This is a genomic window from Nocardiopsis dassonvillei subsp. dassonvillei DSM 43111 (assembly GCF_000092985.1).
GTDB lineage: Bacteria > Actinomycetota > Actinomycetes > Streptosporangiales > Streptosporangiaceae > Nocardiopsis > Nocardiopsis dassonvillei.
Genome location: NC_014210.1, coordinates 774320 through 798104, shown reverse-complemented (window position 1 = coordinate 798104; position 23785 = coordinate 774320). Strand labels below are relative to the sequence as shown.

The following is a 23785-nucleotide window of genomic DNA, read 5'->3' as shown; positions in this document are numbered from 1 at the left end:
TAACACGGGGTCGGAAGCCCGACTTCCCGGATGCCGGTCGGCGCCCGCGCGCCGCCGCGCGGACGCGGCGGCGCCGGTCAGGAACCGCGGATGTCGGCCAGCACGGCGGGCAGGTCGTCGGGCTGGACGAGCACGTCGCGGGCCTTGGAGCCCTCGCTGGGGCCGACCACGTCGCGGCTCTCCATGAGGTCCATCAGGCGGCCCGCCTTGGCGAAGCCCACCCGGAGCTTGCGCTGGAGCATGGACGTGGACCCGAACTGGGTGGTGACCACCAGCTCGACGGCCTGGAGGAGCAGGTCGAGATCGTCGCCGATGTCCTCGTCGATCTCCTTCTTCTTGGCGTCGGGGACGGCCACGTCCTCGCGGTAGCTGGGCTCGGACTGCTTCTTGCAGTGCTCGACGATCGCCCGGATCTCCTTCTCCGACACCCAGGCGTTCTGGAGGCGGATGGGCTTGCCCGCGCCCATGGGGAGGAAGAGCGAGTCGCCCTTGCCGACCAGCTTCTCGGCGCCGGGCTGGTCGAGGATGACGCGGCTGTCGGAGAGGCTGGAGGTGGCGAAGGCCAGACGGGAGGGCACGTTGGCCTTGATCAGACCGGTGACGACGTCGACGCTGGGCCGCTGGGTGGCCAGCACCAGGTGGATCCCGGCGGCGCGGGCCAGCTGGGTGATGCGCACGACGGCATCCTCCACGTCGCGGGGGGCGACCATCATCAGGTCGGCCAGCTCGTCCACGATGACCAGCAGGTAGGGGTAGGGCTCGTACTGGCGCTCGCTGCCGGGCGGGGCGGTCAGCTCCCCGGTGCGCACGGCGGCGTTGAAGTCGTCCACGTGCCGGTACCCGGAGGCGGCCAGGTCGTCGTAGCGCCGGTCCATCTCCCCCACCACCCACTGGAGGGCCTCCGCGGCCCGCTTGGGGTTGGTGATGATGGGGGTGATCAGGTGCGGGATGCCCTCGTACATGGTCAGCTCGACCCGCTTGGGGTCGACCAGGATCATCCGCACCTCGTCGGGGGTGGCGCGCATCATCAGCGAGGTGATGAGCCCGTTGATGCAGGTGGACTTGCCCGCGCCGGTGGCACCGGCGACCAGGACGTGCGGCATCTTGGCCAGGTTCGCGACCACGTTGGAGCCCTCGACGTCCTTGCCCAGGCCCACCAGCATGGGGTGGTCGTCGGAGGTCGCCGCGGGCGAGCGCAGCACGTCGCCCAGGCTCACCAGGTCCTTGTCGGTGTTGGGGATCTCCACGCCGATGGCGGACTTGCCGGGGATGGGCGACTGGATGCGCACGTCGGCGCTCTTGACCGCCAGGGAGATGTTCTTGGCCAGGGCGGTGACCTTCTCGACCTTGACCGCGGGGCCCAGTTCGATCTCGTAGCGGGTCACCGTCGGCCCGCGGGTGAAGCCGGTGACGTCGGCGTCGATGTTGAACTGGGTGAGCACCCCCGACAGGGCTTCGACGACCTCGTCGTTGGCCTTGGTGCGCGGCTTGACCGGGCTGCCGGGCTTGAGCATGGTCGGCGCGGGCAGCTCGTAGTCGCCCTCCACCACACGGGAGGGGATGGTGAGCTGCTCGGTGGTGGCGGGCGCCGGGGTGGGGTCGGGGACCTCCCGCTTGGCACGGGCGGCCTTCTTGCCCCTGGGCGCGGCCTCCGCCGCTTCCACGGCCGGTTCCGGGGCCTCGGCGCCGGTCCGCGCGGCCTCCTCCTCGTCGGTGAGGGCGGGGGCGATGGGCTCGTCGGGCAGCACCGGGCTGTCGTAGGGGCGCTCGTGGTCGCCCGCGACCGTGCCCGTGGCCTTCTTCTTCCCGGGCCCGCTCCTGCGCGGCTTGGCGGGCTTCTTCTTCTCCGCCCCCAGCAGGCCGATGCCCGCGTCGGGGCCGGTGTCGCGCTCCATGAGCGCCCCGAACAGGACCTGGAGGCGCTCGGGGATGCGCCGGATGGGTGTGGCGGTGACCACGAGGATCCCGAAGACCAGCACCAGGGCCAGCAGGACGCCGGTCAGCCACGGGGTGACGACGGCGCTGAGCGGCCCCGAGGCGACGAAGCCGATGAGCCCGCCGGCCTCCTGGAGGGCCGCCAGGCCCTCGGAGGGCTGCGGGATGCCGTGGGCGATGTGGATGAGGCCCAGCAGGCCCAGCATGATCGAGCTGAAGCCGATGAGCAGCCGCCCGGCGTCGCCCTCCTTGCTGTCGCCGGGAGTGCGCATGAGCCTGACCGCGATCGGCAGGAACAGCAGCGGCAGGATCGGCGAGAACGTGCCGAAGGCGCCGACCACGACCGTGCGGGTGTACTCCAGGAGCAGCCCGTCGCTGTTCCACCACACGGCGGCGGCGATGAGGACGCCCGAGGCCAGCAGGACCAGCCCGGCGCCGTCGCGGCGCAGGTCGGGGTCGAGGCCGCGCGCGCCGCGGCCGACCGCGCGGGCGGAGCCGCCGACGGTGTGCGCGACGAGCTTCCACAGCACCAGCAGGAACTGGCCGAACATGGTGACGGCGAAGGCGATGGGCCCGTCGGGCATGCGCTTCTTCGCCGCGGGCTTGCGCGCGGCGGGCTTCTTGCGTCCGGAACCGCCGGAGGAGGCGCGCGTGGCCATGGGGTCACCTCCAGGGGACGGGGTCGTGCGGACGGTCGGGCAGGACGGCCCGCCACGGCGGGCAGCCTACTGCGGCGTCCACCCCCGGCGCCCGTATCCCGCGCGGCGTGTCGCACGGGCGCCGCTGTGCTCCCCGTCCCACCGCCGCCCGACCCGGGCCCCGGTCCCGTCACCGCCCCGGTACCGGTTTTCGGTCCCGGCGACGCGAACGGCCCGTACCGCCGCGGTGCGGCGTCGGGCCGTTCGTCGTCGTCGGGTGCCGGTCAGACCTCGACCAGGACGGGGATGATCATGGGCCGCCGCCGGTAGGTCTCGTTGACCCAGCGGCCGGCGCTGCGGCGGATGAGCTGGCGCAGCTGGTGGGGGTCGTTGACCCCGTCCCGGGCCGCCTTGTCCAGCGCGTCCTGGATGCGGTCGATGACGTCGTCGTAGGCGTCGGCGCCGATGCCCGCGCCCCGAGTGTGGATCTCGGGCTCGCCCAGGATCTTGCCGGAGCCGGAGTCCACCGCCACGACGACGGAGATGAACCCCTCCTCGCCGAGGACCCGGCGGTCCTTGAGCGCGGCGTCGGTGACGTCGCCGACCGAGGAGCCGTCCACGTACACGTACCCGGCCTGCACCGCGCCGACGATCCTGGCCCGGTTCTTGTGCAGGTCCACGACCACGCCGTCCTCGGCGATGACGATCCGGTCGCTCGGGACCCCGGTCAGCCTGGCCAGGTCGGCGTGGGCGCGCATGTGCCGCCACTCGCCGTGCACGGGCATGAAGTTGCGCGGGCGGACCATGTTGAGCACGTACATCAGCTCGCCCGCGGGCGCGTGGCCGGAGACGTGCACCAGGGCGTTGCCCTTGTGCACGACCTTGGCCCCCCAGCGGGTCAGGCCGTTGATCACCCGGTTGACCGAGTTCTCGTTGCCCGGGATCAGCGACGAGGCGAGCAGGATGGTGTCGCCCTCCTCGATGCGGATCTGGTGGTCCCGGTTGGCCATGCGGCTGAGCGCGGCCATCGGCTCGCCCTGCGAGCCCGTGCACACCAGGAGCACCTCGTCCGGGCGCAGATGGTCGAGCTGCTTGACGTCGACGACCGTGTCGCCGGGGATGCTCAGGTAGCCCAGGTCGCGCGCGATGTTCATGTTGCGGACCATGGAGCGGCCCACGAAGGCGATCTTGCGCCCGTGCTCGACGGCCGCGTCGATGACCTGCTGGACGCGGTGCACGTGCGAGGCGAAGCAGGCCACCACGATGCGCTTCTGGGACTGCCGGAACACCTTGTCGATGGCCTCGGTCAGGTTGCGCTCGTTGACGATGAAGCCGGGCTGCTCGGCGTTGGTGGAGTCCGACAGCAGCAGGTCCACGCCCTCGTCGCCGAACCGGGCGAACCCGGCCAGGTCGGTCAGGCGCCCGTCCAGCGGCAGCTGGTCCATCTTGAAGTCGCCGGTGTGCAGCACCGACCCGCCCGGGGTGCGGATGCCCACGGCCAGAGCGTCCGGGATGGAGTGGTTGACCGCGAAGAACTCCAGGTCGAAGGGGCCGAAGTCGTGTCGCTCGCCCTCCTCCACCAGCACGGTCTCGGGCTTGATGCGGTGCTCGCCGAGCTTGGCGGTGATCAGCGCCAGGGTGAGCTTGGAGCCGACGATCGGGATGTCGGCCCGCTCACGCAGCAGGAACGGCACGCCGCCGATGTGGTCCTCGTGCCCGTGGGTGAGCACGACCGCCTCGATGTCGTCGAGCCGGTCCCGGATGTAGTCGAAGTCCGGCAGGATCAGGTCGACGCCGGGCTGCTCCTCCTCGGGGAAGAGCACGCCGCAGTCCACGATGAGCAGGCGCCCGCCGTACTCGAAGACCGTCATGTTGCGGCCGATCTCGCCGAGGCCGCCCAGCGGGACGATGCGCAGCACGCCCTTGCCCAGGGGCGGCGGCGAGCCCAGTTCGGGATGCGGGTGGCTCATACGGATCCCTCCGTGAGGCGCTCGACGGCGACGGCGCTGGCCGGGACGGCCTGGTGCGGGGCGAGCCCGATGGGGCCCTTGACGCCCGCGGCGGCCAGGTCCTCGCGCAGGAGGGCCTGGAGCTCGGCGGAGGCGTCGGCGAGCGGGGTGCGGACCGGCCCGGAGGGCAGGCCGAACAGGTTGAGGACGGCCTTGGTCGTGATGACGCCCTGGGTGCGGAACATGCCCGTGTAGACCGGCGTGAGGCGGCGGTGGATGGCCAGGGCCTGGCCGACCTCGCCCTTCTCGAAGGCGTCGATCATGTCGCACAGGTCGGCGCCCACGATGTGGCCGACGACGCTGACGAACCCGGCCGCGCCGACGGACAGCAGCGGCAGGTTGAGGATGTCGGTGCCGCAGTAGAAGGCCAGGTCGGTGCGCTCCATGACCCAGGAGCTGGCGCCGACGTTGTCCTTGGCGTCCTTGTTGGCGACGATGCGCGGGTGCTCGGCCAGGCGGACCAGGGTCTCGGAGGCGATCGGCGTCCCGGTGCGGTGCGGGATGTCGTAGAGCATCACCGGCAGGTCGGTGGAGTCGGCGATCGACGTGAAGTGCCGGATGAGGCCTTCCTGCGGCGGCTTGTTGTAGTAGGGGGTGACGGTCAGCAGACCGTGCGCCCCCGCCTTCTCGGCCGCCTGGGCCAGCCGGATGCTGTGGCGGGTGTCGTTGGTGCCGACCCCGGCCACGATCGTGGCGCGGTCGCCGACCGCCTCCAGGACGGTCCGGAGCAGCCGGTCCTTCTCGTCGTCGCTGGTGGTGGGCGACTCGCCGGTGGTGCCGCTGATGACGAGGCCGTCGTTGTGCTGTTCGTCGACGAGGTAGGTGGCCAGTCGGGCCGCGCCCTCGTAGTCGAGTTCCCCGTCCTCCAGCATCGGAGTGACCATCGCGGTCAACATCTTGCCGAACGGCCGGTTCTTTGTGTCCATCATCGTGTGTGAAAGGCGTGCGGACCGCCGCCCTCGGGCGGTGGGGTCCGTGGTTGCCCCTCCTCCTCTCGGTGTACTCCGAAACAGTTGTGGTCTCCCGTGCGGGTGTGCCTCGGGCACGGGTGGTCGGCGCTGCGTGCGCGCCACCGCGACCGGCGGATGCGCGACGGTCGCGGGAAAGATCTGTGGTGCCCCGTGTCGGGGGCTGGGGGCAGGGCCCCGTCCGGTCCACCGTCCTCGTGGGTCGAGGTTGAGTGGTCCCCGGTAAGACGAACCTACCCGTCCCGGGCCCGTGCCATCCGGCCGGGCCCGGGGTCCGCCCGCGGTTCGGGGCGGACGGGATCCGTGGCAGGAGGCTAGTCGTCGCTGCCGTCGGGCAGGAACATGCTGAGCAGCCAGCTGACGATGGTGACGACGATCGCGCCCCAGAAGGCGGGCCAGAACCCGTCGATGTGGAAGGGCAGGTCGAACAGGCCCGCGATCCAGTTGGTGAGCATGAGCAGCAGCGCGTTCACCAGGAGGCCGATCAGCCCCAGGGTCAGAGCGTAGAACAGGCATCCGACCGTTTTGACGATCGGTTTGATGACCGCGTTGACCACGCCGAAGATGGCGCCGACGGCGAGGTAGACCAGGATCTGGCCGACCGTGTCCTGCGCGGTGACTTCGATGCCGTCGATCAGGAGGACAGCCGCCCAAAGGGCGAGCGCGTTCACGATAACTCTGATAATGAGGCTCACAACGTAGATGTTCCCATGCTGTGGCAAGGTCCGGAAACTCCGGCGTAGGTGATCTTGTCGCCAGGCGTGTCGCCCACCCCCGAAGGAGAGTTCCCCGTGTCCAGTGCCCGGTTCGTCCGTCCCGCCCGTACCGCCGACGTGGAAGCGGTCGTCGACATCCAGGTGGCGTCGTGGCGGGCGGTGTACGGGTCGCTGCTGCCCGAGGAGGTGTCCGGGGGCCTGGGCGGCGAGGAGGCCAGGGAGCGGTTCCGCGAGCAGTGGACGGCCGCCCTGGAGTCGCCGCCGACCTCCCGCCACCGGCTGGTGGTGGCCACCGACGAGGTGGAGGGGGTGCGCACGGTCGCGGGCTTCGCCGCGTTCGGCCCCGCCGGGGACCCGGACCTGTGGCCCGCCAAGGACGCGGAGGTGTTCGCCCTGCACGTGGACCCCGAGCGGGCGCGTCAGGGGCACGGCAGCCGCCTGGTGAACGCGTGCGTGGACCACCTGGTCGAGGACGGCTTCGCCACCCTGCACGTGTGGGTGCCCGAGGCCGACAACGCGCTGCGGGCGTTCTTCGAGGCCTCGGGCTGGCGCGCGGACGGCGCCCGCCGCGAGATCGACATGGGGCGGCTGCTGCCGATGGTGCGCCTGCACGCGGCCATCTCCCAGTAGCGGGGGCCGACCCGCGCCCCGGCGCCGGGGCGCGGGCGGGAGCGCCGCCGACAGGGTCTAACGTGGGGTGGTTGTCGCGGCGCGCACGGGTGCGCCGGTGGTGAGCGGGGAGGGCCGGAGCGTGGCCACGGTCAGTGAATGGGTCTCGGGGCTGCGCCCCCGTACGCTTCCGAATTCGATCGTTCCGGTGGCCGTCGGCACGGCCCTGGCCTTCGCCCTGGACGGGTTCGTCTGGTGGAAGGCGCTGCTGGCCCTGGTGGTGTCCATGGCGCTCCAGGTCGGCGTGAACTTCGCCAACGACTACAGCGACGGCGTCAAGGGCACCGACACCGAGGCGCGGACGGGGCCGACCCGGCTGACCGCGACCGGCCTGGCCGCCCCTCGGCAGGTGCTGGCGGCGGCCCTGGCCAGCTTCGCGTTCGCGGGGGTGGTGGGCCTGGTGCTGGTGGTCGCGTCCTCGTGGTGGCTGCTGCTGGTGGGCGCCCTGGCGATCGCGGCGGCCTGGTACTACACGGGGGGCCGCAGCCCCTACGGCTACCGGGGCCTGGGCGAGGTCTCGGTGTTCGTGTTCTTCGGCGTCGTGGCCGTGGTGGGCACGGTCTTCGTGCAGCTGGGCTCCGCGCCCTGGCAGGCCTGGGTGGCGTCGGTGCCGGTGGGCCTGCTGTCCTGCTCGGTGCTGGTGATCAACAACCTGCGCGACATCCCGACCGACCGCGAGACCGGCAAGGTCACGCTGGCCGTGCGGCTGGGCGACGCCGGCACCCGCCGCCTGTACGGGGGCGCGATCGCGCTGTCCTACCTGGTGGCGCTGGCGCTGACCCCGGTGTTCTGGTGGACGCCGCTGGTGCTGGTGTCGGCGCCGCTGGCGGTGCCGCCGCTGCGGCGCGTGCTGGGCGGCCAGACCGGCCGCGACCTGGTGCTGGGCCTGGGTGAGACGGGAAGGCTCCAGATGGCGTTCGGCGTGCTGTTCTCGGTCGCCCTGCTCCTGGGGTGAGGCGGCGGCCGCACGCGGCCGACCCTTCGTGAGCGGGTCCGGACGCGCCCGTGGCCGCCGGGGGAGGACCCACGGGTCCCAGCCTTCCGGGGCATGGCGGCCCCCGCACGACCGCGGTGGCGCTCGTCGCCGCCGCGCTGACGCTGATCGCGACCGCCTGCTCCGGAGGCGGCCCGGCCGGGGCTCCCCGGAGGCCCGGGGCCTCCCTCGGCCGCAGGACCGACCCGCCGGAGGGGGTCCCCCGCCGACCGGCCTGGACCCGGAGATCCCCGTGGAGGTCCTGGACCCGCCGGTGGCGGACGGGCGCCGAGACGACACGCCGGGCGCCGGGAGGCGGCGCCGGGCCCCGGTCCGGCGGGAACGGGTTAGGATGCGCGCACCCCAGACACGCGCGTACGACACGGCAGGGAGAGACGACACCGTGCCCAGCGAGAACACCGCCCCCGACCCCCTCGACCACGTTCCGGATCCGGAGGAGTGGGCGCGGCGCTCGGCCCTCCAGGCCGCGGCGTTCGACGCGATCGGCGAGCGCTACGACGAGGCCTTCCCCCGCAAGGAGGGCCAGGAGGACCGGGTGCGCCGGCTGCTGGACCTGCTGCCGCCCGGCGCGCACGTGCTCGACCTGGGCTCGGGTACGGGTGTGCCCACCGCCCGGCAGCTGGTGGCGGCGGGGGCGCGGGTGACCGGCTACGAGATCTCCGGGCGGATGGTCGAGATCGCCCGTCGCAACGTGCCGGAGGCGACGTTCGTCCGGGCCGACATCCTCGACCTGGACCCCGCGGAGTCCTCCTACGACGCCATCGTGGCGTTCTTCTCCCTGCTGTGCCTGCCCAAGGCCCGCATCCCCGAGGCGCTGAGCCGCGTGCGCGCCTCGCTGGTCCCGGGCGGCCTGCTGTGCCTGTCCATGGTGGAGGCCGACCTGGACGACGCCCCGATCCCCTTCCTGGGCACGGACGTCCGGGTGTCGGGCTACCCGAACGGGGAGCTGCGCCGGGTGGTGGAGGAGGCCGGGCTGATCGTGGAGGACGAGCGGGTGGTCTCCTACGAGCCCGAGGGCGCCCGGCCCGAGGTCCAGGTGTTCCTCACCTGCCGTCGCGGCGCGTGAGACGGGACGGGGGCCGCGCGCTGCGCGCGGCCCCCGTGCGGCGTCCGGAGAGCGCCCTCGTCGGCGTGGTCTCGAACCCGTGGCGGGGTTCGGGCCCGGCACCGGCCACAGGTGCGGGACCAACGCGGGTCGGGACCGCGCCTCCCGCCGTCGGCGACGGTTCGGGCCGGACCGCTAGTCCAGGTCGAGGAGCGCGTCCAGGCCCACGGTGAGGGGGTCGGCGAGGCCGTCCACCCCGCGCACGCCCAGCAGCACGCCCGGCATGAACGAGGCGCGGTTCATCGAGTCGTGCCGGATCTTGAGGGTCTCCCCGTCGGTGCCGAACACGACCTCCTGGTGGGCGATGAGCCCGGCGATGCGCAGCGCGTGCACCCGCACGCCCTCCACGTCGGCGCCCCGGGCGCCGGGGATCTCGGAGGTGGTGGCGTCGGGCATCGGCGCGGTCCCGGCCGCGCGGCGGGCCTCGGCGACCAGCTCGGCCGTCCGGTAGGCGGTGCCGCTGGGGGCGTCGGCCTTGTTCGGGTGGTGCAGCTCGATGATCTCGGTCGAGTCGAAGTACGGCGCGGCCTTGCGCGCGAAGTGCATCATCAGGACGGCGGCGATGCCGAAGTTGGGGGCGATGAGCACCTTGGCCCCCGGCTTCGCCTCCTGCATCCGGCGCACGCGCTCCAGCCTGGCCTCGTCGAACCCGCTGGTGCCGACGACGGCGTGGATCCCGTGGCCGATGAGCCACTCCAGGTTGTCCATCACCGCGTCGGGGTGGGTGAAGTCGACGACGCAGTCGGCCCCCAGCACCGCCTCCCTGTCGCTGGCGGCGTCCACCCCCGCGACGAGTTCCATGTCGTCGGCGCCCCGCACCGCTCGGACGACCTCTGACCCCATGCGCCCGTCGGCGCCGAAAACTCCTACCTTGAACACGGCACGAGCGTACCGGAGCCGGGGAGGCGGGTCGTCGCGGCCCGGCCCGCGACGTGGGCGGACGTGCCCGACCGGGCCGCCTCTCCGGCGGGCGCGGCCGGGCAGCGCCACCGGACACCCGTGGCAGGACCTGCCCCTTCGGTGTCAGCGGACGTCGGCCAGGGTGAGCGCGAAGTCCCCCGCGGGATCGGTCCACCAGTGGGTGGGGGCGAACCCCGCCCCCTCCAGCTCCGCGGTCAGCCCCTCCCTGCGGAACTTGGCGGAGACCTCGGTGCGCGTCTCCTCCCCGGGGGCGAACTCGACCTCCAGGTCCAGGTCGGCGATCCGCACGCGCTGGGCGGCCCGGGAGCGCAGCCGCATCTCGATCCACTCGCGCTCGGCGTTCCAGCGCGCCACGTGGTCGAAGGCGTCCGGGTCGAAGTCGGCGCCGAGCCGGTGGTTGATGACGGCGAGGACGTTGCGGTTGAAGGCCGCGGTGACCCCCCGGGCGTCGTCGTAGGCGGCGACCAGGCGGGCGGGGTCCTTGACCAGGTCCGCGCCCAGCAGCAGCGAGTCCCCGGGGCGCAGGACGCCGCGGACGTCGCGCAGGAAGGCCGCGCGCGGCCCCGGCTCCTGGTTGCCGATGGTGGAGCCCAGGACGGCCAGCAACTGGCGCCCGCCCTCCCCGCCGACCGGCAGCAGCCCGAGGTGCTCCTCGAAGTCGCCGACCACGGCGTGCACGTCCAGGCCGGGGTAGTCGTCGGCCACGCGGCGGGCGGAGGAGTCGAGGAAGTCACCGCTGACGTCGACGGGCACGAAGCGGGTCAGGCGGCCCTGGCGGCGCATCGCGTCCAGGAGCAGGCGGGTCTTGACCCCCGATCCGGAGCCGAGCTCGATGAGCGCCTCGGCGCCCGCCGCGGCGGCGATCTCGTCGGCCCGCAGCTCCAGGATCGCGCGTTCGGCGCGTGTGGGGTAGTACTCGGGCAGGGCGGTGATCTCCTCGAACAGGGAGCTGCCGCGTTCGTCGTAGAACCACTTGGGCGGGAGCCGCTTGGGCCGCGCGGTCAGACCCTCGGCGACGTCGGTGCGCAACGCCTTGTCGAGGTCGTCGGCGGTCAGGTTTCGGTCAATCCGGAACATGGTGCCTCCTGTGTCCCCGAAGATGTACCCGGGACAGGTGGTGTCGGAAAGATGGGCGGAGCCGGTCAGTCGATCGGGCGGACCTCGGTGCGCTCCCCCGTGGCCGCGACCACCGAGTCCTGGGGGACCTCGCGCCATCCGGGGGCGTCGTCGAAGGGCTCGGAGGCCAGGAAAACCCCGCCGTCCGGCTCGCGCAGGGTGAACAGGGTGTCCCCGGCCGCGGTGGCGGCGAGGGTATGGCCGTCGCTGGCCAGCAGGTTGTAGCGGCCCCCGGAGTGCTTGCGGGCCTCGCGGACCACGGTGGCCAGGGTTTCGGACAGGTTCTGGGAGTCGCGCCACAGTCGCACGGTGTGTGCGAACAGCGGCGCGGAGTCCAGGGGGGCGCGGGCGTCCAGTACGCCGCGTGGCGGGGGCGCGGCGAACGCGGCGGTGAGCGCCTCGTCGTCCTCCACCGCGCCGTTGTGGCTGAACAGCAGCCGGTCGGCGCGGAAGGGCTGGGCGCCCGACTCCTCCGAGCCGAACCCGACGGTGGCGTCGCGCACGGCGGCCACCACGCACCCGGAGGCGATGGCGCGGGCGGCGTCGGCGAAGGAGGCGTCACCCCAGACGGGCATGGCGCGGCGGTAGCGCAGCGGTTCGGCGGGGCCGTCCTCCGGGGGGTACCAGCCGACGCCGAACCCGTCGGCGTTGACGGTGCCGTACCGCTGCATGCGCGGCGCCCAGGACTGGACGTGCAGTGAGTGGGGCGCCGCGTACAGCAGGTCGTGCAGCGTGCGCGGCGGCCCCAGGTAGGCGAGGTGCCGGCACATCAGGCGGGTTCCGCGTCGCGCGCGCAGCGGAAACCGCTGAAGATCTGCCGGCGGATCGGGTGGTCCCAGTTGCGGAACGTGGCGCGGGCCGCGGTGGGGTGGGTGGCCCAGGAGCCGCCCCGCAGCACCTTGTACCCGTCGTCGAAGAACACCTCCGAGTAGTCCTCGTACGGGAAGGCGCGGAACCCCGGGTAGCCGGTGAAGGTGGTGGAGGTCCACTCCCACACGTCGCCGACCAGCTGCTGGACGCCCAGCGGCGAGGCGCCGTCGGGGTGGCGCCCGGCGGGTGAGGGGCCCAGCCTGCGCTGGCCCAGGTTGGCGTGGCCGGGTCCGGGATCGGTGTCGCCCCACGGGTAGCGCCGGGACCGGCCGCTGACCGGGTCGAAGCGCGCGGCCTTCTCCCACTCGGGCTCGCTCGGCAGGCGCTTGCCCGCCCAGGCGGCGTAGGCCCGGGCCTCGTGGAAGCACACATGCTGCACGGGCTCGTCGGGGGGCACCATCTCCTGGCGGCCGAACCGGCGGCGCGACCACCCGGTCCCCTCCCGGGTCCAGAAGGCAGGGGAGACCGCTCCCCGCTTCTCCTTCCACTCCCAGCCGTCGCGGGTCCACCAGCGGCGGGTCTGGTAGCCGCCGTCGTCCATGAACTCCTGGTAGGCGGCGTTGGTCACGAGGGCGGTGTCGATCCAGTAGGGGCCCAGGTCGACGGTGCGCGCGGGGCGCTCGTTGTCGTAGGCCCAGGGGTCGTCGTCGGTGCCCATGGTGAACGGCCCCTCGGGCACGAACACCTCGTCCCGGACCGGCGGGCGCAGCGTGGTGACGGGCGCGGCCTCCTCCAGCAGGACGGGCTCGCCCTTGCGGAGCTGGTGGGTGGCGAGCATGGTCTCGCCGTGCTGGTGCTCGTGCTGGATGACCATGTGGAAGACGAACCCGGCGTCCAGCAGGGAGCGTTCGCCGTCCGGGCCGGTCTCCACCCGGGTGAGGTCGGCGGACTCCAGCGCGTCGAGCACCTCCCTGCGCACGCGCGCGTTGTAGTCGCGGGCCTCCTCGGGCCGCAGCAGCGGGAGGCTGACCCGTTCGGCGCGCGGGTTCTCGAAGGCGTCGTAGAGGGTGTCGATGTCGGGGCGCAGCGCCTCACGGCCCCCCGCGGCGCGCAGCAGCCACTGCTCCTCGTAGTTGCCCACGTGCGCCAGGTCCCAGACCAGCGGCGACATCAGGGGCGAGTGCTGGGCGAGCAGCTCCCCCTCGTCGAGGGCGTGGAGGGTCAGCCCGTTGCTGCGGTCCCTCGCCCGGTCGAGTTCGGCGGCGATGCGCTCCTTGGCGCGCTCCTGTTCGTGGTTCACCGTGCTCCTTCCACGTGTCCGGGGCCCGCGGCCGCGGACCGTACGCGCTCCCCCCGCGCCGGGCGCGGTACGGGCACGGTCGGCCGGGTGTCGGCGGGGCTGAGCCCGCGCCGCGTGTGGTGGTCGGCGTAGTCGTCGACCAGCGCGGCCAGGGAGGCGGCGCCCATGCGGGGCAGCGCCTCGATGGCGGCGTCGAAGCAGGCGCGGGCGCACCGGGCGACGTCGGGGTCGGCCATGCCCAGGCGCGCCGAGCGCAGCCACAGGTGGCGGTCGGGGGAGCGCCCCCCGCACAGCTCCTCGGTGGCCTCCTCGGCCGCGGCGCGGGCGCGGGGGTCGTCGACCAGGGCGGCGGCGAGCGCCACCGGGACCGGCCACCAGCGCACGGGCAGCGCGTCGATCATCCGCAGTTCCCACCAGCCGCGCGGGCGCACGGGCGGGAAGAGAGTGCTGAGGTGGAACTCCAGGTCGGCCCGGGTGGCCGGGCGCGGACCCTGCCCGTCGAGCCACTGGGAGAAGGTCACGCCCGGGTCGGGGGTCCAGGGGCCCTCGCCTCCGGGGACGGCCATGACCCTGGCGGCCAGCGCGTACTCGGCCCACGCCGTGGCGGGGTCGGCGGGGCTGCCCGCGTCCAGGACGGGCCGGGTGCGGGTGGCGTCGGTGGCCGCCCAGATCGCCCACCGGGTGGACTTCCACCCGGTGGGGCGGCCCCGCCAGACGGCGGAGTTGGCGAAAGCGGCGACGAGCACCGGACCGAGCCGGTGGACGAGTTCCCAGCGGTCGCGGACGTCGGCGGCGTCCTCCCCCGTGTCCAGGCACACCTGGAGCGAGGCGGTGCTGCACATCATGGTGTAGCCGCTGGGCTGGCGGTGGTGGGCGAAGAAGCGCTCCATGGCCGTGTAGCGGGCTTCACGGAGCTGGCGCCGGGGCGGGCGGGCGGGGTCGAGGGCCGTCTCGACCAGGTGGAGCCCGGCCTCGGCGAGGGCCTTGCCGACGTGGTCCAGGTCGGCGGAGAGCGCCGCGTGCGCCCGGGCCGGTCCCGGAAGGGCGGGCGAGCTGAGTTCGAGCTGTCCGCCGGGTTCGAAGGTGACGCCGCTTCCCGAGGGCGGCGGGCCGCAGGACTCCACCAGGGCCGCGAGGCGGTCGACGGGAACGGGTGCGGTCGGGTCCGCGGAGTCGGCGACCAGCCATTCGGTCTCGGCTCCGACCTTGCCGGGAGGGCCGGTCTTGAAGCAAACGCCGTTGATGTACTCGTGGACGTCTTCCGTGGTCATGTGGTGGGCCATGGGCTGTCCCCTCGCGAACGGCCGCCTCCGCCGGGCGGCGCCCCGAGGATCCTGCCCATCCGGCCGTCATGCCGAACGTGCGTGTTGTCCACGACTCTCCGCTGGTGTCGGGACACTCCCGATACGGGTGGGGAGGCCGGGCGGCGGGACGCCAGGTGGTACCGGCCGTCGCGGCGGGTGGGCGCGCTCCCACCCACCGCTGTGTGATGCCGCTCACATGCCGGTGAACTCCCGGAGGCGCTTCTCGACGACGGCCCGTTCGTCCTGGTCAAGGCCGATGCCGAACACCTCCTGCAACACCTGTCCCACCTCTTCCACGGGCACCTCGCGTTCCGTGCGGGTGCCGTCGGGCGCGGCGGTGGTCAGGGTGGTGTCCATCAGCATGTGATGGGCACCCGGTCCGATGCGCTGGACCACCAGCCTGCCCCGGAACGGGGAGCGCGGGTGGGTGACCAGGTGGTGGCTGAAGACGGCGTAGTCCTGGCGCACCATCGCGGTGGCGGAGAAGGAGTACAGCGGATTCCACCCGCGACCGTCGAAGGAGCGCAGCAGCCACTCGTCCTCGCCCACCTCGGACACGCGGTCCAGGCGCAGGCCCCACCCGCCCTGGACCTCCTGGTGCCCGTCGGCGAAGGGGACCGGTTCCAGCAGGCCGCTGCCGAAGCCGACGTCGGCCAGCCACGGCCCCTCCTCCAGGTCCACCCGCAGCAGGGCGTGCGTGGCCGGGCGCGGGGCGCCCGTGCCGCCGGAGAGCACGCGGGCGGCGAAGCCGGTGACGGAGAAGCCGAGCCGGTCCAGCGCGGCCGCCAGCAGCAGGTTCTGCTCGTAGCAGTAGCCGCCCCTGGCCCGGAGGACCATCTTGTCCACCAGCGCGGGCACGTCCAGCAGGATGGGGCGCTCCAGGACGATCTGGAGGTTCTCGAAGGGGATGGCGGCCAGGTGCGCGCGGTGCACGGCGCGCAGGGTGTCCAGCGTGGGCGGCAGGTCGCCGGACAGGCCCAGGCGGGCCAGGTAGGCGTCCAGGTCCAGTTCCCGTCCCTGCCAGAAGTCGCGGTCGGTGGTGAGGAGGGAGGGCCGGGGCGCGGGGGCCAGGCTGTCGGAAACGAGGGTTTCGTGCGTCATGTCGATCCCGAACCGACCCCACAAAAGCCCTATTCCGGACGAATCACTCTCCTCTCCTGTCCGGAAACGGTCACGGAAAGCGGGAATGGAAGGGAATGACGTGGAGACGTTCGTGGTCAGCGCGCCGGAGGGACCTCGCGCCGCCTCAGCCGGAGGCCGGTTCCCCCTCGCGCACGCGTCCGGCGGCGTCGGCCGCCGCCCAGTGGCAGGCCACCCGCCGTTCGGCGCCGCCCCCCAGGATCGCCGGGTCCACGGTGCGGCAGCGGTCGGCCACCCCTGCGCGTTCGGCCTCACCGGAGGCCAGCACCGGGCAGCGCGGGTGGAAGCGGCAGCCCCGGGGCACCCGTTTGGGGTCCGGCGGCTCGCCGGAGAGCACCACCGGTTCCCCGTCCGCCTCGGGCAGCACCGACAGCAGCGCCCGGGTGTAGGGGTGGGCGGGAGCGGACAGGACCTCCTCCACGGTGCCCAACTCCACCACGCGCCCCAGGTACATCACCGCGACCCGGTCGGCGATGTTCCAGGCCAGGCCCCGGTCGTGCGTGGCCACCAGGGCCGACAGCCCCAGGTCGGCGCGCAGGTCCAGGAGCAGCCGCAGGATCTCGCCGCGCACCGACGCGTCCAGGGAGGCCACCGGCTCGTCGGCCACCAGCACCTCGGGGTCCAGGATGAGCGCACCGGCGATCACCACGCGCTGGCGCTGGCCGCCCGACAGCTCGTGCGGGTAGCGGGGGAAGAACCGGTCCGGCGGGCGCAGGCCCGCCTTGGACAGCGCCGCGCCGACCCGCTCGGCCTCGTCGGACACGGTGCCCTCGTGGATGCGCAGTCCCTCGGCCACGGACTCGTAGACGGTGCGGCGCGGGTTGAGCGACCCGGTGGGGTCCTGCTGCACCAGTTGCACCCGGCGGCGGTAGCGGCGCATGTCGCGGGAGCCGTAGCGCAGCGGATCGCCCTCGAAGGCCACGTCACCGCCCGTGGGCCGCTCCAGGCCCAGCAGGACGCGGGCCAGGGTGGTCTTGCCGCAGCCGGACTCCCCCACCAGCGCCACGATCTCGCCCGCGGAGACGTCGAGGTTGACGCCGTCCACGGCGCGGGCGGTGCCCCGGCCGCCGCCGGGGGCGAACCCGGCCGCGAAGGCGACCTCCACCCCCCGGGCGCTCAGGACGGGGACCGACTCCTCCCCGCGGGTCGGCGGTGTCTCGTGGGGGTCGGTCTCGGTGGTGCTCACGGGCGCGTCTCCTCGGTGGGTGCGGCGGTCGCGGTCACGGACGGCCCCCGTCGTCCCCGGTGGCGGTCAGCGGCCGGGCGGGGCCCACGTGCACGCACGCCGCCTGCCTGGTGGACGCGCCCTCGGTGTCGGGGTCCACCGGCCACAGGGGCGGGTCGACCGTGGAGCACACGGTCTCGGCCACCGCGCAGCGCGGTCGGAACACGCAGCCCGAGGGCGGGTCCGCCGGGTCGGGCGGGTCGCCGGGCAGGCCCCGGGGCGCCAGGCGCGAGGCCGGGTCGCCGATGCGGGGGAAGGCGGCGCTGAGCGCGCCGGCGTAGGGGTGCGCGGGTTCGTGCACGACCTCCCGCGCCGGTCCCTGCTCCACGACCCGGCCCGCGTACATGACCGCGACCCGGTCGCAGGTCGAGGCCAGGACCGACAGGTCGTGGCTGATCATCAGCATGCCGATGCCGTGCTCGGCGACGAGCCGCCGCAGCAGGGCCAGGATCTGGGCCTGGATCATCACGTCCAGGGCGGTGGTGGCCTCGTCGGCGATGACCAGACGCGGCTCGCAGGCCAGCGCCATCGCGATCATGGCCCGCTGGCGCTGCCCGCCGGACAGCTGGTGGGGGTAGTCGCGGGCGCGGGAGGCGGGCAGGCCGACCTGTTCGAGCAGTGCGCCGACGCGTGCGGGCGCCTCCGCCGCGGGGACCGTGCCGTGCACGCTCATCGGCTCGGCGATCTGCTGTCCGATCCGCCGGACCGGGTTGAGCGAGTGCATGGCGCCCTGGAAGACGATGGAGGCGCCCGCCCAGCGGACCGCGCGCAGGCGGCCCCAGCGCATGTCCAGGACGTTCTCGCCCTCCAGCAGGACCTCGCCGGAGATGCGCGCGGTCTCGGGCAGCAGGCGCAGCAGGGCCAGGGCCACGGTGGACTTGCCGCTGCCCGACTCCCCCGCCAGGCCCAGGGTGTCACCGGGGTCCAGGGACAGGTCCACGCCGCGCACGGCGGGGATGTCGCCGCCGCCCGTGCGGTAGGTGACGCGCAGGTCGCGGACGTCGAGGAGGGAGGTCAACGCTGCTCCCGGAGTCGCGGGTTGATGACGGATTCGAGGGCCCGGCCGCACAGTGTGAAGGACAGCGCGACCACGGCGATCGCCAGGCCGGGCGGAACCATGTACCACCAGATCCCGGAGCTGATCGCGCCCGCGTTGCGGGCCGCGTCCAGGATGCCTCCCCAGGAGATCGTCGTGGGGTCTCCCACGCCCAGGAAGGCCAGCGTGGACTCGGCGATGATCGAGGTGGCCACGAGCAGGGTGGTCTGGGCGAGCACGACCGGCATGACGTTGGGCAGGACGTGCCAGAGCATGACGTGGCCGTGGCCGCCGCCCAGGGCGCGGGCCCGCTCCACGTAGGGGCGCGCCTCCACCGCGAGGGTCTGGGCGCGCACCAGGCGCGCCGTGGCGGGCCAGACGGTCAGGCCGATGGCGATGATGATGGTTCCGGTGCCGCGCGGCAGCACGGCGGCCAGCGCGACGGCCAGGACGAGCGTGGGCAGGACCAGGAACCAGTCGGTGACGCGCATGAGCGCGGAGGACACGAACCGCCCCGCGGGGCCGCCGGAGGCGCCGAAGTGCCCGGCGGTGACCCCGACCAGGGTGCCCAGGACCACGGAGACGGCCGTGGCCAGGAAGCCCACCGTGAGCGAGACCCGTGAGCCCCAGACGACCAGGTCCAGGATGGAGCGGCCGAAGTTGTCGGTGCCGAGCGGGAACCGCGCGCTGGGCTCCTCGTAGGCGGTGCCCGGCGCGCCGGTGACGGTGAGGTCGGCCTGGTCGACGAAGAGCGGCGCGGTCAGGGCCAGGGCGCCGATGGCCAGCAGCGCGGTCAGGCCGACCAGCCCGGCCCGGTTGCGGGCGTACTCGCGGGCGAAGCGGCGCAGGGCCTCCTGACGGCGTCTGCGGGCCAGGACGCGGGGCGAGGGCGGTGCGGTCGTCGGCGGCGGTGCGGTCGCCGTGGCGGCGCCCTCCGACCGGGCGGAGGGGCCGTTCTCCCCGTCGCTCGGGCTGCCGGGCGTCCCGGCGGGGGCGTTCACGGGCGCACCCGGGGGTCGAGCAGCGGGTACACCAGGTCGGCGAGCAGGTTCATGAGGATCACCGAGGCCGCGAACACCACGAACAGGCCCTGGACGAGGCCGAGGTCGGGTACGCGCAGGCCGGAGTAGAAGAGCTGTCCGAGGCCGGGCCAGGAGAACACGGTCTCCACGAGGATCACCCCGGACACGACCTGTCCGAGGTTGAGGAACAGGAGCGTCACCGTGGGCAGCAGGGCGTTGGGCACGGCGTGCCTGCGCCGCACCAGGGCGTCGCGCAGGCCCTTGGCGCGCGCGGTGGTGAGGTAGTCGGCGCCCTTCTCGTCCATGAGCGAGGAGCGCATGATCATCAGGTACTGGGCGTAGATGACCGCGACCATGGTGGTGACGGGCAGCACCATGTGCCAGGCGGTGTTCAGCACGGTCTCCAGGCCCCCGCCGGTGCGGGGGTCGACCATGCCGCCGGTCGGGAACATGCCGGGCACGAACCCGCGCCCCGAGGCCAGGAAGACGATGAGCAGCAGGCCGAGCCAGAACGTGGGCACCGACCAGAAGAACAGGGCGACGGCGGTGTTGGCCCGGTCCGAGCGGCTGCCCGGCCTCCAGCCCGCCCGGGCGCCCAGGAACAGGCCCAGCAGCGCGGCGATGACCGTGCCGGTCCCGGCGAGCAGGATGGTCGGGCCGAGCCGGTCCAGGATGAGTTCGGCGACGGGTTCGTGGTACTGGAAGGACTCACCCAGGTCGAGGCGCAGCAGGCCGAGCGCGTAGTCGAGGAACTGCTGCCACAGCGGCTGGTCGAGCCCGAACTGGCGGCGCAGCTCCTCGCGCTGCTCGGCGGTGACCTCGCGGCCCTCGGTCATGGCGCGCACGGGGTCGCCGGGCAGGATCCGGAAGAGGAAGAACCCGGCGACGACCACGGCGGCCAGGGAGACCACCGCGGTCGTCAGGCGTCCGGCCACGTAGCGCGCGGCGCGCCGGGCGCGGCCCGGTCCGGCGGGTCCGGCCGGGGAGGGGGCGGTGATCGCCTCCTCCCCGGGCGGGCCTCCCGCGGCGGTGGGAGTAGTGGTCACTCGCGGTCCTCCATGGTGGAACGTCGGCGCAGCAGCAGGAAGCCCCCGACCGCGGCGAGGACGAGCACGACGGCCCCGACGCCGATCCAGACCCCGGCGGAGGGACCGGAGGCCGCGCCCGCGGTCCGCTCGGCGGCGGGTTCGGCCGACCACCAGGCCCAGTAGCCGTCCTGTCCCCAGATGTTGCCGCCCTCGGCGGGCTCGTACTGGATGGAGGCGATGTGGTCGGTGCGGTAGGCCTCCATGATGTTGGGGTAGGCCAGCACGTTCACGACGGCCTCGCGGTAGAGGACCTCCTGGAGCTGGTGGATGATCTCCGCGCGGGCCTGGCGGTCGTACTCGGCGAGCTGGGCCTCGTAGAGCTCGTCGTACTCCTCGTCGCAGAAGTAGGCGTCGCCCTGCATGGTGCCCGGCTCGGTGGGCAGGGCGCCGCAGGTGTGGATGCTCAGCACGTAGTCGGGGTCGGGGTTGACCGTCCAGCCGGTGAAGATGAGGTCGTACTCGCCCGCGAAGAGGGCGTCGCTGAGCACGCCGGGGTCGACGGTGAGGTTCTCCACCTCGATGCCGATGTCGGCCAGGCGCTCGACGATGACCAACCCGGTGTTGACGTTGTCGGGCCGGTCCTGGTGGACGTGCATCCGCAGTTCGAGGCGGTCGCCCTCGGGTGAGACGCGCACGCCGTCCTCACCCCGCTCGTACCCGGCCTCGTCGAGCATGGCGTTGGCCGCCTCGGGGTCGAAGTCGAGGACGGCCTCCTCGCCCTCGGGCGCCCAGTGGAAGTCCTCGTAGCGGGGCGGGATGTAGCCGCCCGCGGCCACGGCCTCGCCGCCGTGCGCCTTGTCGACGATCTCCTGGTTGTCGATGGCCATGACGATGGCCTGGCGCAGGGTGCGGTCGGCGAGGGCGGGGTGCCCGTCGCCGAACTCCTCCCCGTCCTGGGTGACCGCGCCGGGGTTGATGGTGAAGGCCTGGAAGCGCTTGCCGTCGGCGATGTTGACCCGGACGTCCTGCGCCGACTCCAGCGCTGCGGCCTGCGCCTGGGTGAGTTCGTAGACCAGGGAGACCTCACCGCTGCGCAGCGCCTCCACCGCGGCGTCCTTCTCGGAGTAGTAGCGCAGGACGACCCGCTCGAAGGCGGGTGCGCCGCGCCAGTGGTCGGGGTTGGCCTCCAGGGTGATGGAGCGGCCCCGGTCGTGGCCGGTGAGGACGAAGGGGCCGCTGCCGACGGTCGGGAAGTCCTCGTTGCCGTAGTCGGCGAAGGCGTCGCCCTCGCGCTCCAGGATCGGCTCCCAGACGTGCCTGGGGACGATCGGGACGTTGAGGGAGGTCATGGTGGCCTGCGGCTCGTCGAGTTCGATGACCACGGTGTGGTCGTCCTCGGCGGTGACCGTGTCGAAGCCGGAGACGTAGTTGCCGTTGGCGACGGCCGCGGCCTCGTTCTCCATCATGGTGGTGAAGGTCCAGACCACGTCGTCGGCGGTCAGGGGCTCGTCGTCGGAGAACCGGACGCCCTCGCGCAGGTGGAAGGTCCAGGTGAGGCCGTCGTCGCTGGACTCCCAGGACTCGGCGAGGGAGGGGGCGGGCTGGTTCGTCTGGGGGTCGACCGTGACGAGGGAGTCGTAGACGTGGCGCAGGACGTTGGTGGTGATCGCGAGCTGCGCGGTGAAGGGGTTGAAGGAGTCCACCTGCTGGGAGGTGGCGATGCTGAGGGTCTGGCCGTCGGAGGTGTCCGCGGCGGCGGGGGCCGCGGCGGTGCCCGCCAGGAGGAGCAGCGCGGCGGCCGTGGCGGCGATACGGCGCGGGGCCCGGCGCGGGAACGCGCCGGTGGAAGGGGCGTGGGGAGGGACGGTGCGGCGCACGGGGGAACCGGGGGGAGGGTGGTGGGCGTTCATGTGCGGCCCCTCCTGTCAGAGGATCGTGGGTCGGTGGCACGCCACCTGGGGGTTGGTGGTTGTTTACCAACGGACGACGACGAGCGTCAATGACCTTCGTGGAGCGCCGTGACATCGGTTTGGATTCGGTCCGAAAAATGTCGCCGTAAAAGCGTCCGGAAACCGTCACCGGAAATGTCCGGGACACGCGGGAAAAGGGCGGCCGGAGTGCGCGACCGGCACGGAGGAGGCGCGGAGGGGCGCACCGCGGGCCCGCGTTCCCACGGAGAGGGGTCGCGGTCACACGCTGGGTGGCGAAGGGGTACCGCCGGGAGGGCGGCGGGGGCGTCGGCCGTGTGCTCTGGGTGACCGGTGCGCCGTTGGCGGACACCCCGCGTTGGCAGTAAATGCCGTACTCCGCTACGGTTCCCGCCATGATGGGGCACTCGCACGCACTGAGCGGCGTGGTCGGCTGGATGGCGGTCGTTCCGCTGGTCCAGGGCAGGGAATTCCTCGGACTCAGCTTCCACCTGGGTCCCGGTGAGATCATCGCCGGTTCCCTGGTCTGCGCCGGTGCGGCCCTGCTGCCCGATCTGGACCACAAGAGCGCCACGGTGACCAAGACCTACGGCAAGGTCACCGAGGTGCTGAGCGGCATGCTGGGCTTCCTGTTCGGCGGGCACCGGATGGGAACGCACTCGTTCTTCTTCGCGGTGCTCATGGGCGTGCTGGTACAGCTGTTGGCGCTGTGGTCCGAGCTGGCCGTCCAGGTCTTCGTGTTCCTGCTGATCGGCATCGCCCTCCAGGGCCTGGGCTTCGGCCTGGACAAGAACAAGGTCGCGTCGGGGGTCATCAACGCGATGGCCACGGCGGGCATCACGCTGGCGCTGTTCACCGCCGGGGTGAACTACAGCTGGCTGGGCCTGGCGGTGGCCTTCGGCGTGGTCCTGCACTTCTTCGGCGACATGATCACCAAGATGGGCGTGCCCATCTTCTGGCCCTTCTTCAAGAAGCGCTTCGGGCAGGGGAAGGGCTTCGTCACCGACGGCCCGGTCGAGCAGAAGTTCGTCACCCCGCTGCTGACCATCGGCGTCATCGTGGGGACCATCTACCTGTTCGACTGGCCCGCGCTACTGCCCGAGTACTGACCGGGGCCGGGGCGGTGACGTCCCCGCGCTGCTGCCCCGGGGGCCGTGCCAGGCCCCACGACGCATCCCGCTGCCGCCGGGTCCGCTCCCGTACCCCCCGCGACGGCCCGGCACCTGTCGGCCGGGCCCCGGCTGGCCTAGGCTGTCGGGCGTGACACGATCCACAGAGGGCCTCAGCCCCGAACTGCACGCCTACGTCGTCGAGCACAGCGAGCCCGTGGACGAGGTCCTGGCGGACCTGGCCGAGGAGACCGCGCGGCTGTTCCCGGACCACCGGGGCATGCAGATCGGCCCCGAGCAGGGCGCCTTCACCACGATGCTCACGCGGATCTGCGGCGCGCGGGAGGTGGTGGAGATCGGGACCTTCACCGGCTACTCGTCGATCTGCTTCGCGCGCGGCCTCCCCGAGGGCGGCCGCCTCCTGGCCCTGGACGTCAGCGAGGAGTGGACCTCCGTGGCCCGGCGGTACTGGGAGCGCGCCGGGGTCGCGGACAGGATCACCCTGAGGCTGGGCCCGGCCCTGGAGTCGCTGCGGGAGCTTGCCGAGGAGCCGCGCTTCGACCTGGCCTTCGTGGACGCCGACAAGGAGGGCTACGTCGGCTACTGGGAGGAGCTGGTCCCCCGCGTCCGGTCGGGCGGCCTGATCCTGGCCGACAACACCCTCTCCCACGGGCGGGTCGTGGACCGCGAGAACACGTCGGCGGCCGTACGGGGGATCCGCGACTTCAACGACCGGCTGGTCGCCGACGAGCGCGTCACGCAGGTGCTGCTGCCCATCGGCGACGGCCTCACCCTCGCCCGCAAGCACTGAC

Annotated in this window: 20 protein-coding genes; 5 read left to right on the top strand and 15 right to left on the bottom strand. The window is 73.1% G+C overall.

The genetic code is table 11. The features are described from left to right. Window positions 1-77: 77 nt before the first annotated feature. The 4 genes from NDAS_RS03230 to NDAS_RS03215 all read right to left on the bottom strand — a co-directional run bounded on the left by NDAS_RS03230 (window position 78) and on the right by NDAS_RS03215 (window position 6245). Window positions 78-2594 carry a DNA translocase FtsK gene (locus NDAS_RS03230; protein WP_013151701.1) on the bottom strand — a complete coding sequence of 839 codons (2517 nt, stop codon included), beginning with the start codon at window positions 2592-2594 and terminating at the stop codon, window positions 78-80. Between the two features lie 263 nt (window positions 2595-2857). Then, window positions 2858-4543: a ribonuclease J gene (locus tag NDAS_RS03225; RefSeq protein ID WP_013151700.1), complete on the bottom strand. Its 1686-nt coding sequence runs from the start codon at window positions 4541-4543 to the stop codon at window positions 2858-2860. Then, window positions 4540-5511, bottom strand: a complete 972-nt coding sequence (dapA, locus tag NDAS_RS03220) for a 4-hydroxy-tetrahydrodipicolinate synthase (protein WP_013151699.1) — start codon at window positions 5509-5511, stop codon at window positions 4540-4542. The genes NDAS_RS03225 and dapA overlap by 4 nt, the downstream gene beginning before the upstream one ends. 353 nt (window positions 5512-5864) lie before the next feature. Continuing rightward, window positions 5865-6245: a phage holin family protein gene (locus NDAS_RS03215; RefSeq protein WP_071621549.1), complete on the bottom strand. Its 381-nt coding sequence runs from the start codon at window positions 6243-6245 to the stop codon at window positions 5865-5867. A 96-nt stretch (window positions 6246-6341) separates the two neighbouring features. Here NDAS_RS03215 and NDAS_RS03210 point away from each other — a divergent pair, with 96 nt between their 5' ends. From NDAS_RS03210 to NDAS_RS03200, 3 genes are all read left to right on the top strand, one after another. Next, window positions 6342-6896, top strand: a complete 555-nt coding sequence (locus tag NDAS_RS03210) for a GNAT family N-acetyltransferase (RefSeq protein ID WP_013151697.1) — start codon at window positions 6342-6344, stop codon at window positions 6894-6896. Window positions 6897-7017: 121 nt separating this feature from the next. Further along, window positions 7018-7890, top strand: coding sequence for a 1,4-dihydroxy-2-naphthoate polyprenyltransferase (locus tag NDAS_RS03205; protein ID WP_013151696.1), 873 nt, complete (start codon window positions 7018-7020; stop codon window positions 7888-7890). A 421-nt stretch (window positions 7891-8311) separates the two neighbouring features. Beyond that, on the top strand, window positions 8312-8995 hold the full coding sequence (locus tag NDAS_RS03200) for a class I SAM-dependent DNA methyltransferase (RefSeq protein WP_013151695.1): 684 nt from the start codon (window positions 8312-8314) through the stop codon (window positions 8993-8995). Between the two features lie 174 nt (window positions 8996-9169). On the opposite strand, the gene dapB is transcribed toward NDAS_RS03200, so the two are convergent. The 11 genes from dapB to NDAS_RS03145 form a co-directional block, all read right to left on the bottom strand. Then, window positions 9170-9913, bottom strand: coding sequence for a 4-hydroxy-tetrahydrodipicolinate reductase (dapB, locus tag NDAS_RS03195; RefSeq protein ID WP_013151694.1), 744 nt, complete (start codon window positions 9911-9913; stop codon window positions 9170-9172). 144 nt (window positions 9914-10057) lie between these two features. Further along, a complete protein-coding gene (gene egtD, locus NDAS_RS03190) occupies window positions 10058-11032 on the bottom strand; it encodes an L-histidine N(alpha)-methyltransferase (protein ID WP_013151693.1) in 975 nt (324 codons plus the stop codon). Window positions 11033-11097: 65 nt separating this feature from the next. Then, a complete protein-coding gene (gene egtC, locus NDAS_RS03185; protein WP_013151692.1) occupies window positions 11098-11841 on the bottom strand; it encodes an ergothioneine biosynthesis protein EgtC in 744 nt (247 codons plus the stop codon). Further along, window positions 11841-13181, bottom strand: a complete 1341-nt coding sequence (gene egtB, locus NDAS_RS03180) for an ergothioneine biosynthesis protein EgtB (protein ID WP_013151691.1) — start codon at window positions 13179-13181, stop codon at window positions 11841-11843. Before egtB ends, egtC begins: the two co-directional genes overlap by 1 nt. After that, the gene (gene egtA / locus NDAS_RS03175) at window positions 13178-14464 is read right to left on the bottom strand and encodes an ergothioneine biosynthesis glutamate--cysteine ligase EgtA (RefSeq protein ID WP_013151690.1); all 1287 of its coding nucleotides are present in this window, start codon (window positions 14462-14464) and stop codon (window positions 13178-13180) included. Before egtA ends, egtB begins: the two co-directional genes overlap by 4 nt. A 213-nt stretch (window positions 14465-14677) precedes the next feature. After that, window positions 14678-15586, bottom strand: coding sequence for an arylamine N-acetyltransferase family protein (locus NDAS_RS03170; protein ID WP_013151689.1), 909 nt, complete (start codon window positions 15584-15586; stop codon window positions 14678-14680). A 145-nt stretch (window positions 15587-15731) separates the two neighbouring features. Next, window positions 15732-16811, bottom strand: coding sequence for an ABC transporter ATP-binding protein (locus NDAS_RS03165; RefSeq protein ID WP_013151688.1), 1080 nt, complete (start codon window positions 16809-16811; stop codon window positions 15732-15734). Between the two features lie 34 nt (window positions 16812-16845). Next, window positions 16846-17868 carry an ABC transporter ATP-binding protein gene (locus NDAS_RS03160; RefSeq protein WP_013151687.1) on the bottom strand — a complete coding sequence of 341 codons (1023 nt, stop codon included), beginning with the start codon at window positions 17866-17868 and terminating at the stop codon, window positions 16846-16848. Beyond that, window positions 17865-18887: an ABC transporter permease gene (locus NDAS_RS03155; protein WP_013151686.1), complete on the bottom strand. Its 1023-nt coding sequence runs from the start codon at window positions 18885-18887 to the stop codon at window positions 17865-17867. The genes NDAS_RS03160 and NDAS_RS03155 overlap by 4 nt, the downstream gene beginning before the upstream one ends. Then, window positions 18884-19954, bottom strand: coding sequence for an ABC transporter permease (locus tag NDAS_RS03150; RefSeq protein WP_013151685.1), 1071 nt, complete (start codon window positions 19952-19954; stop codon window positions 18884-18886). The genes NDAS_RS03155 and NDAS_RS03150 overlap by 4 nt, the downstream gene beginning before the upstream one ends. After that, window positions 19951-21846, bottom strand: a complete 1896-nt coding sequence (locus NDAS_RS03145) for an ABC transporter substrate-binding protein (RefSeq protein WP_013151684.1) — start codon at window positions 21844-21846, stop codon at window positions 19951-19953. Before NDAS_RS03145 ends, NDAS_RS03150 begins: the two co-directional genes overlap by 4 nt. A gap of 413 nt (window positions 21847-22259) precedes the next feature. On the opposite strand from NDAS_RS03145, the gene NDAS_RS03140 reads away from it, so the two are divergent. After that, a complete protein-coding gene (locus NDAS_RS03140) occupies window positions 22260-22973 on the top strand; it encodes a metal-dependent hydrolase (RefSeq protein WP_013151683.1) in 714 nt (237 codons plus the stop codon). Window positions 22974-23124: 151 nt separating this feature from the next. After that, on the top strand, window positions 23125-23784 hold the full coding sequence (locus NDAS_RS03135) for an O-methyltransferase (RefSeq protein WP_013151682.1): 660 nt from the start codon (window positions 23125-23127) through the stop codon (window positions 23782-23784). The last annotated feature ends 1 nt before the right edge of the window (window position 23785 follow it).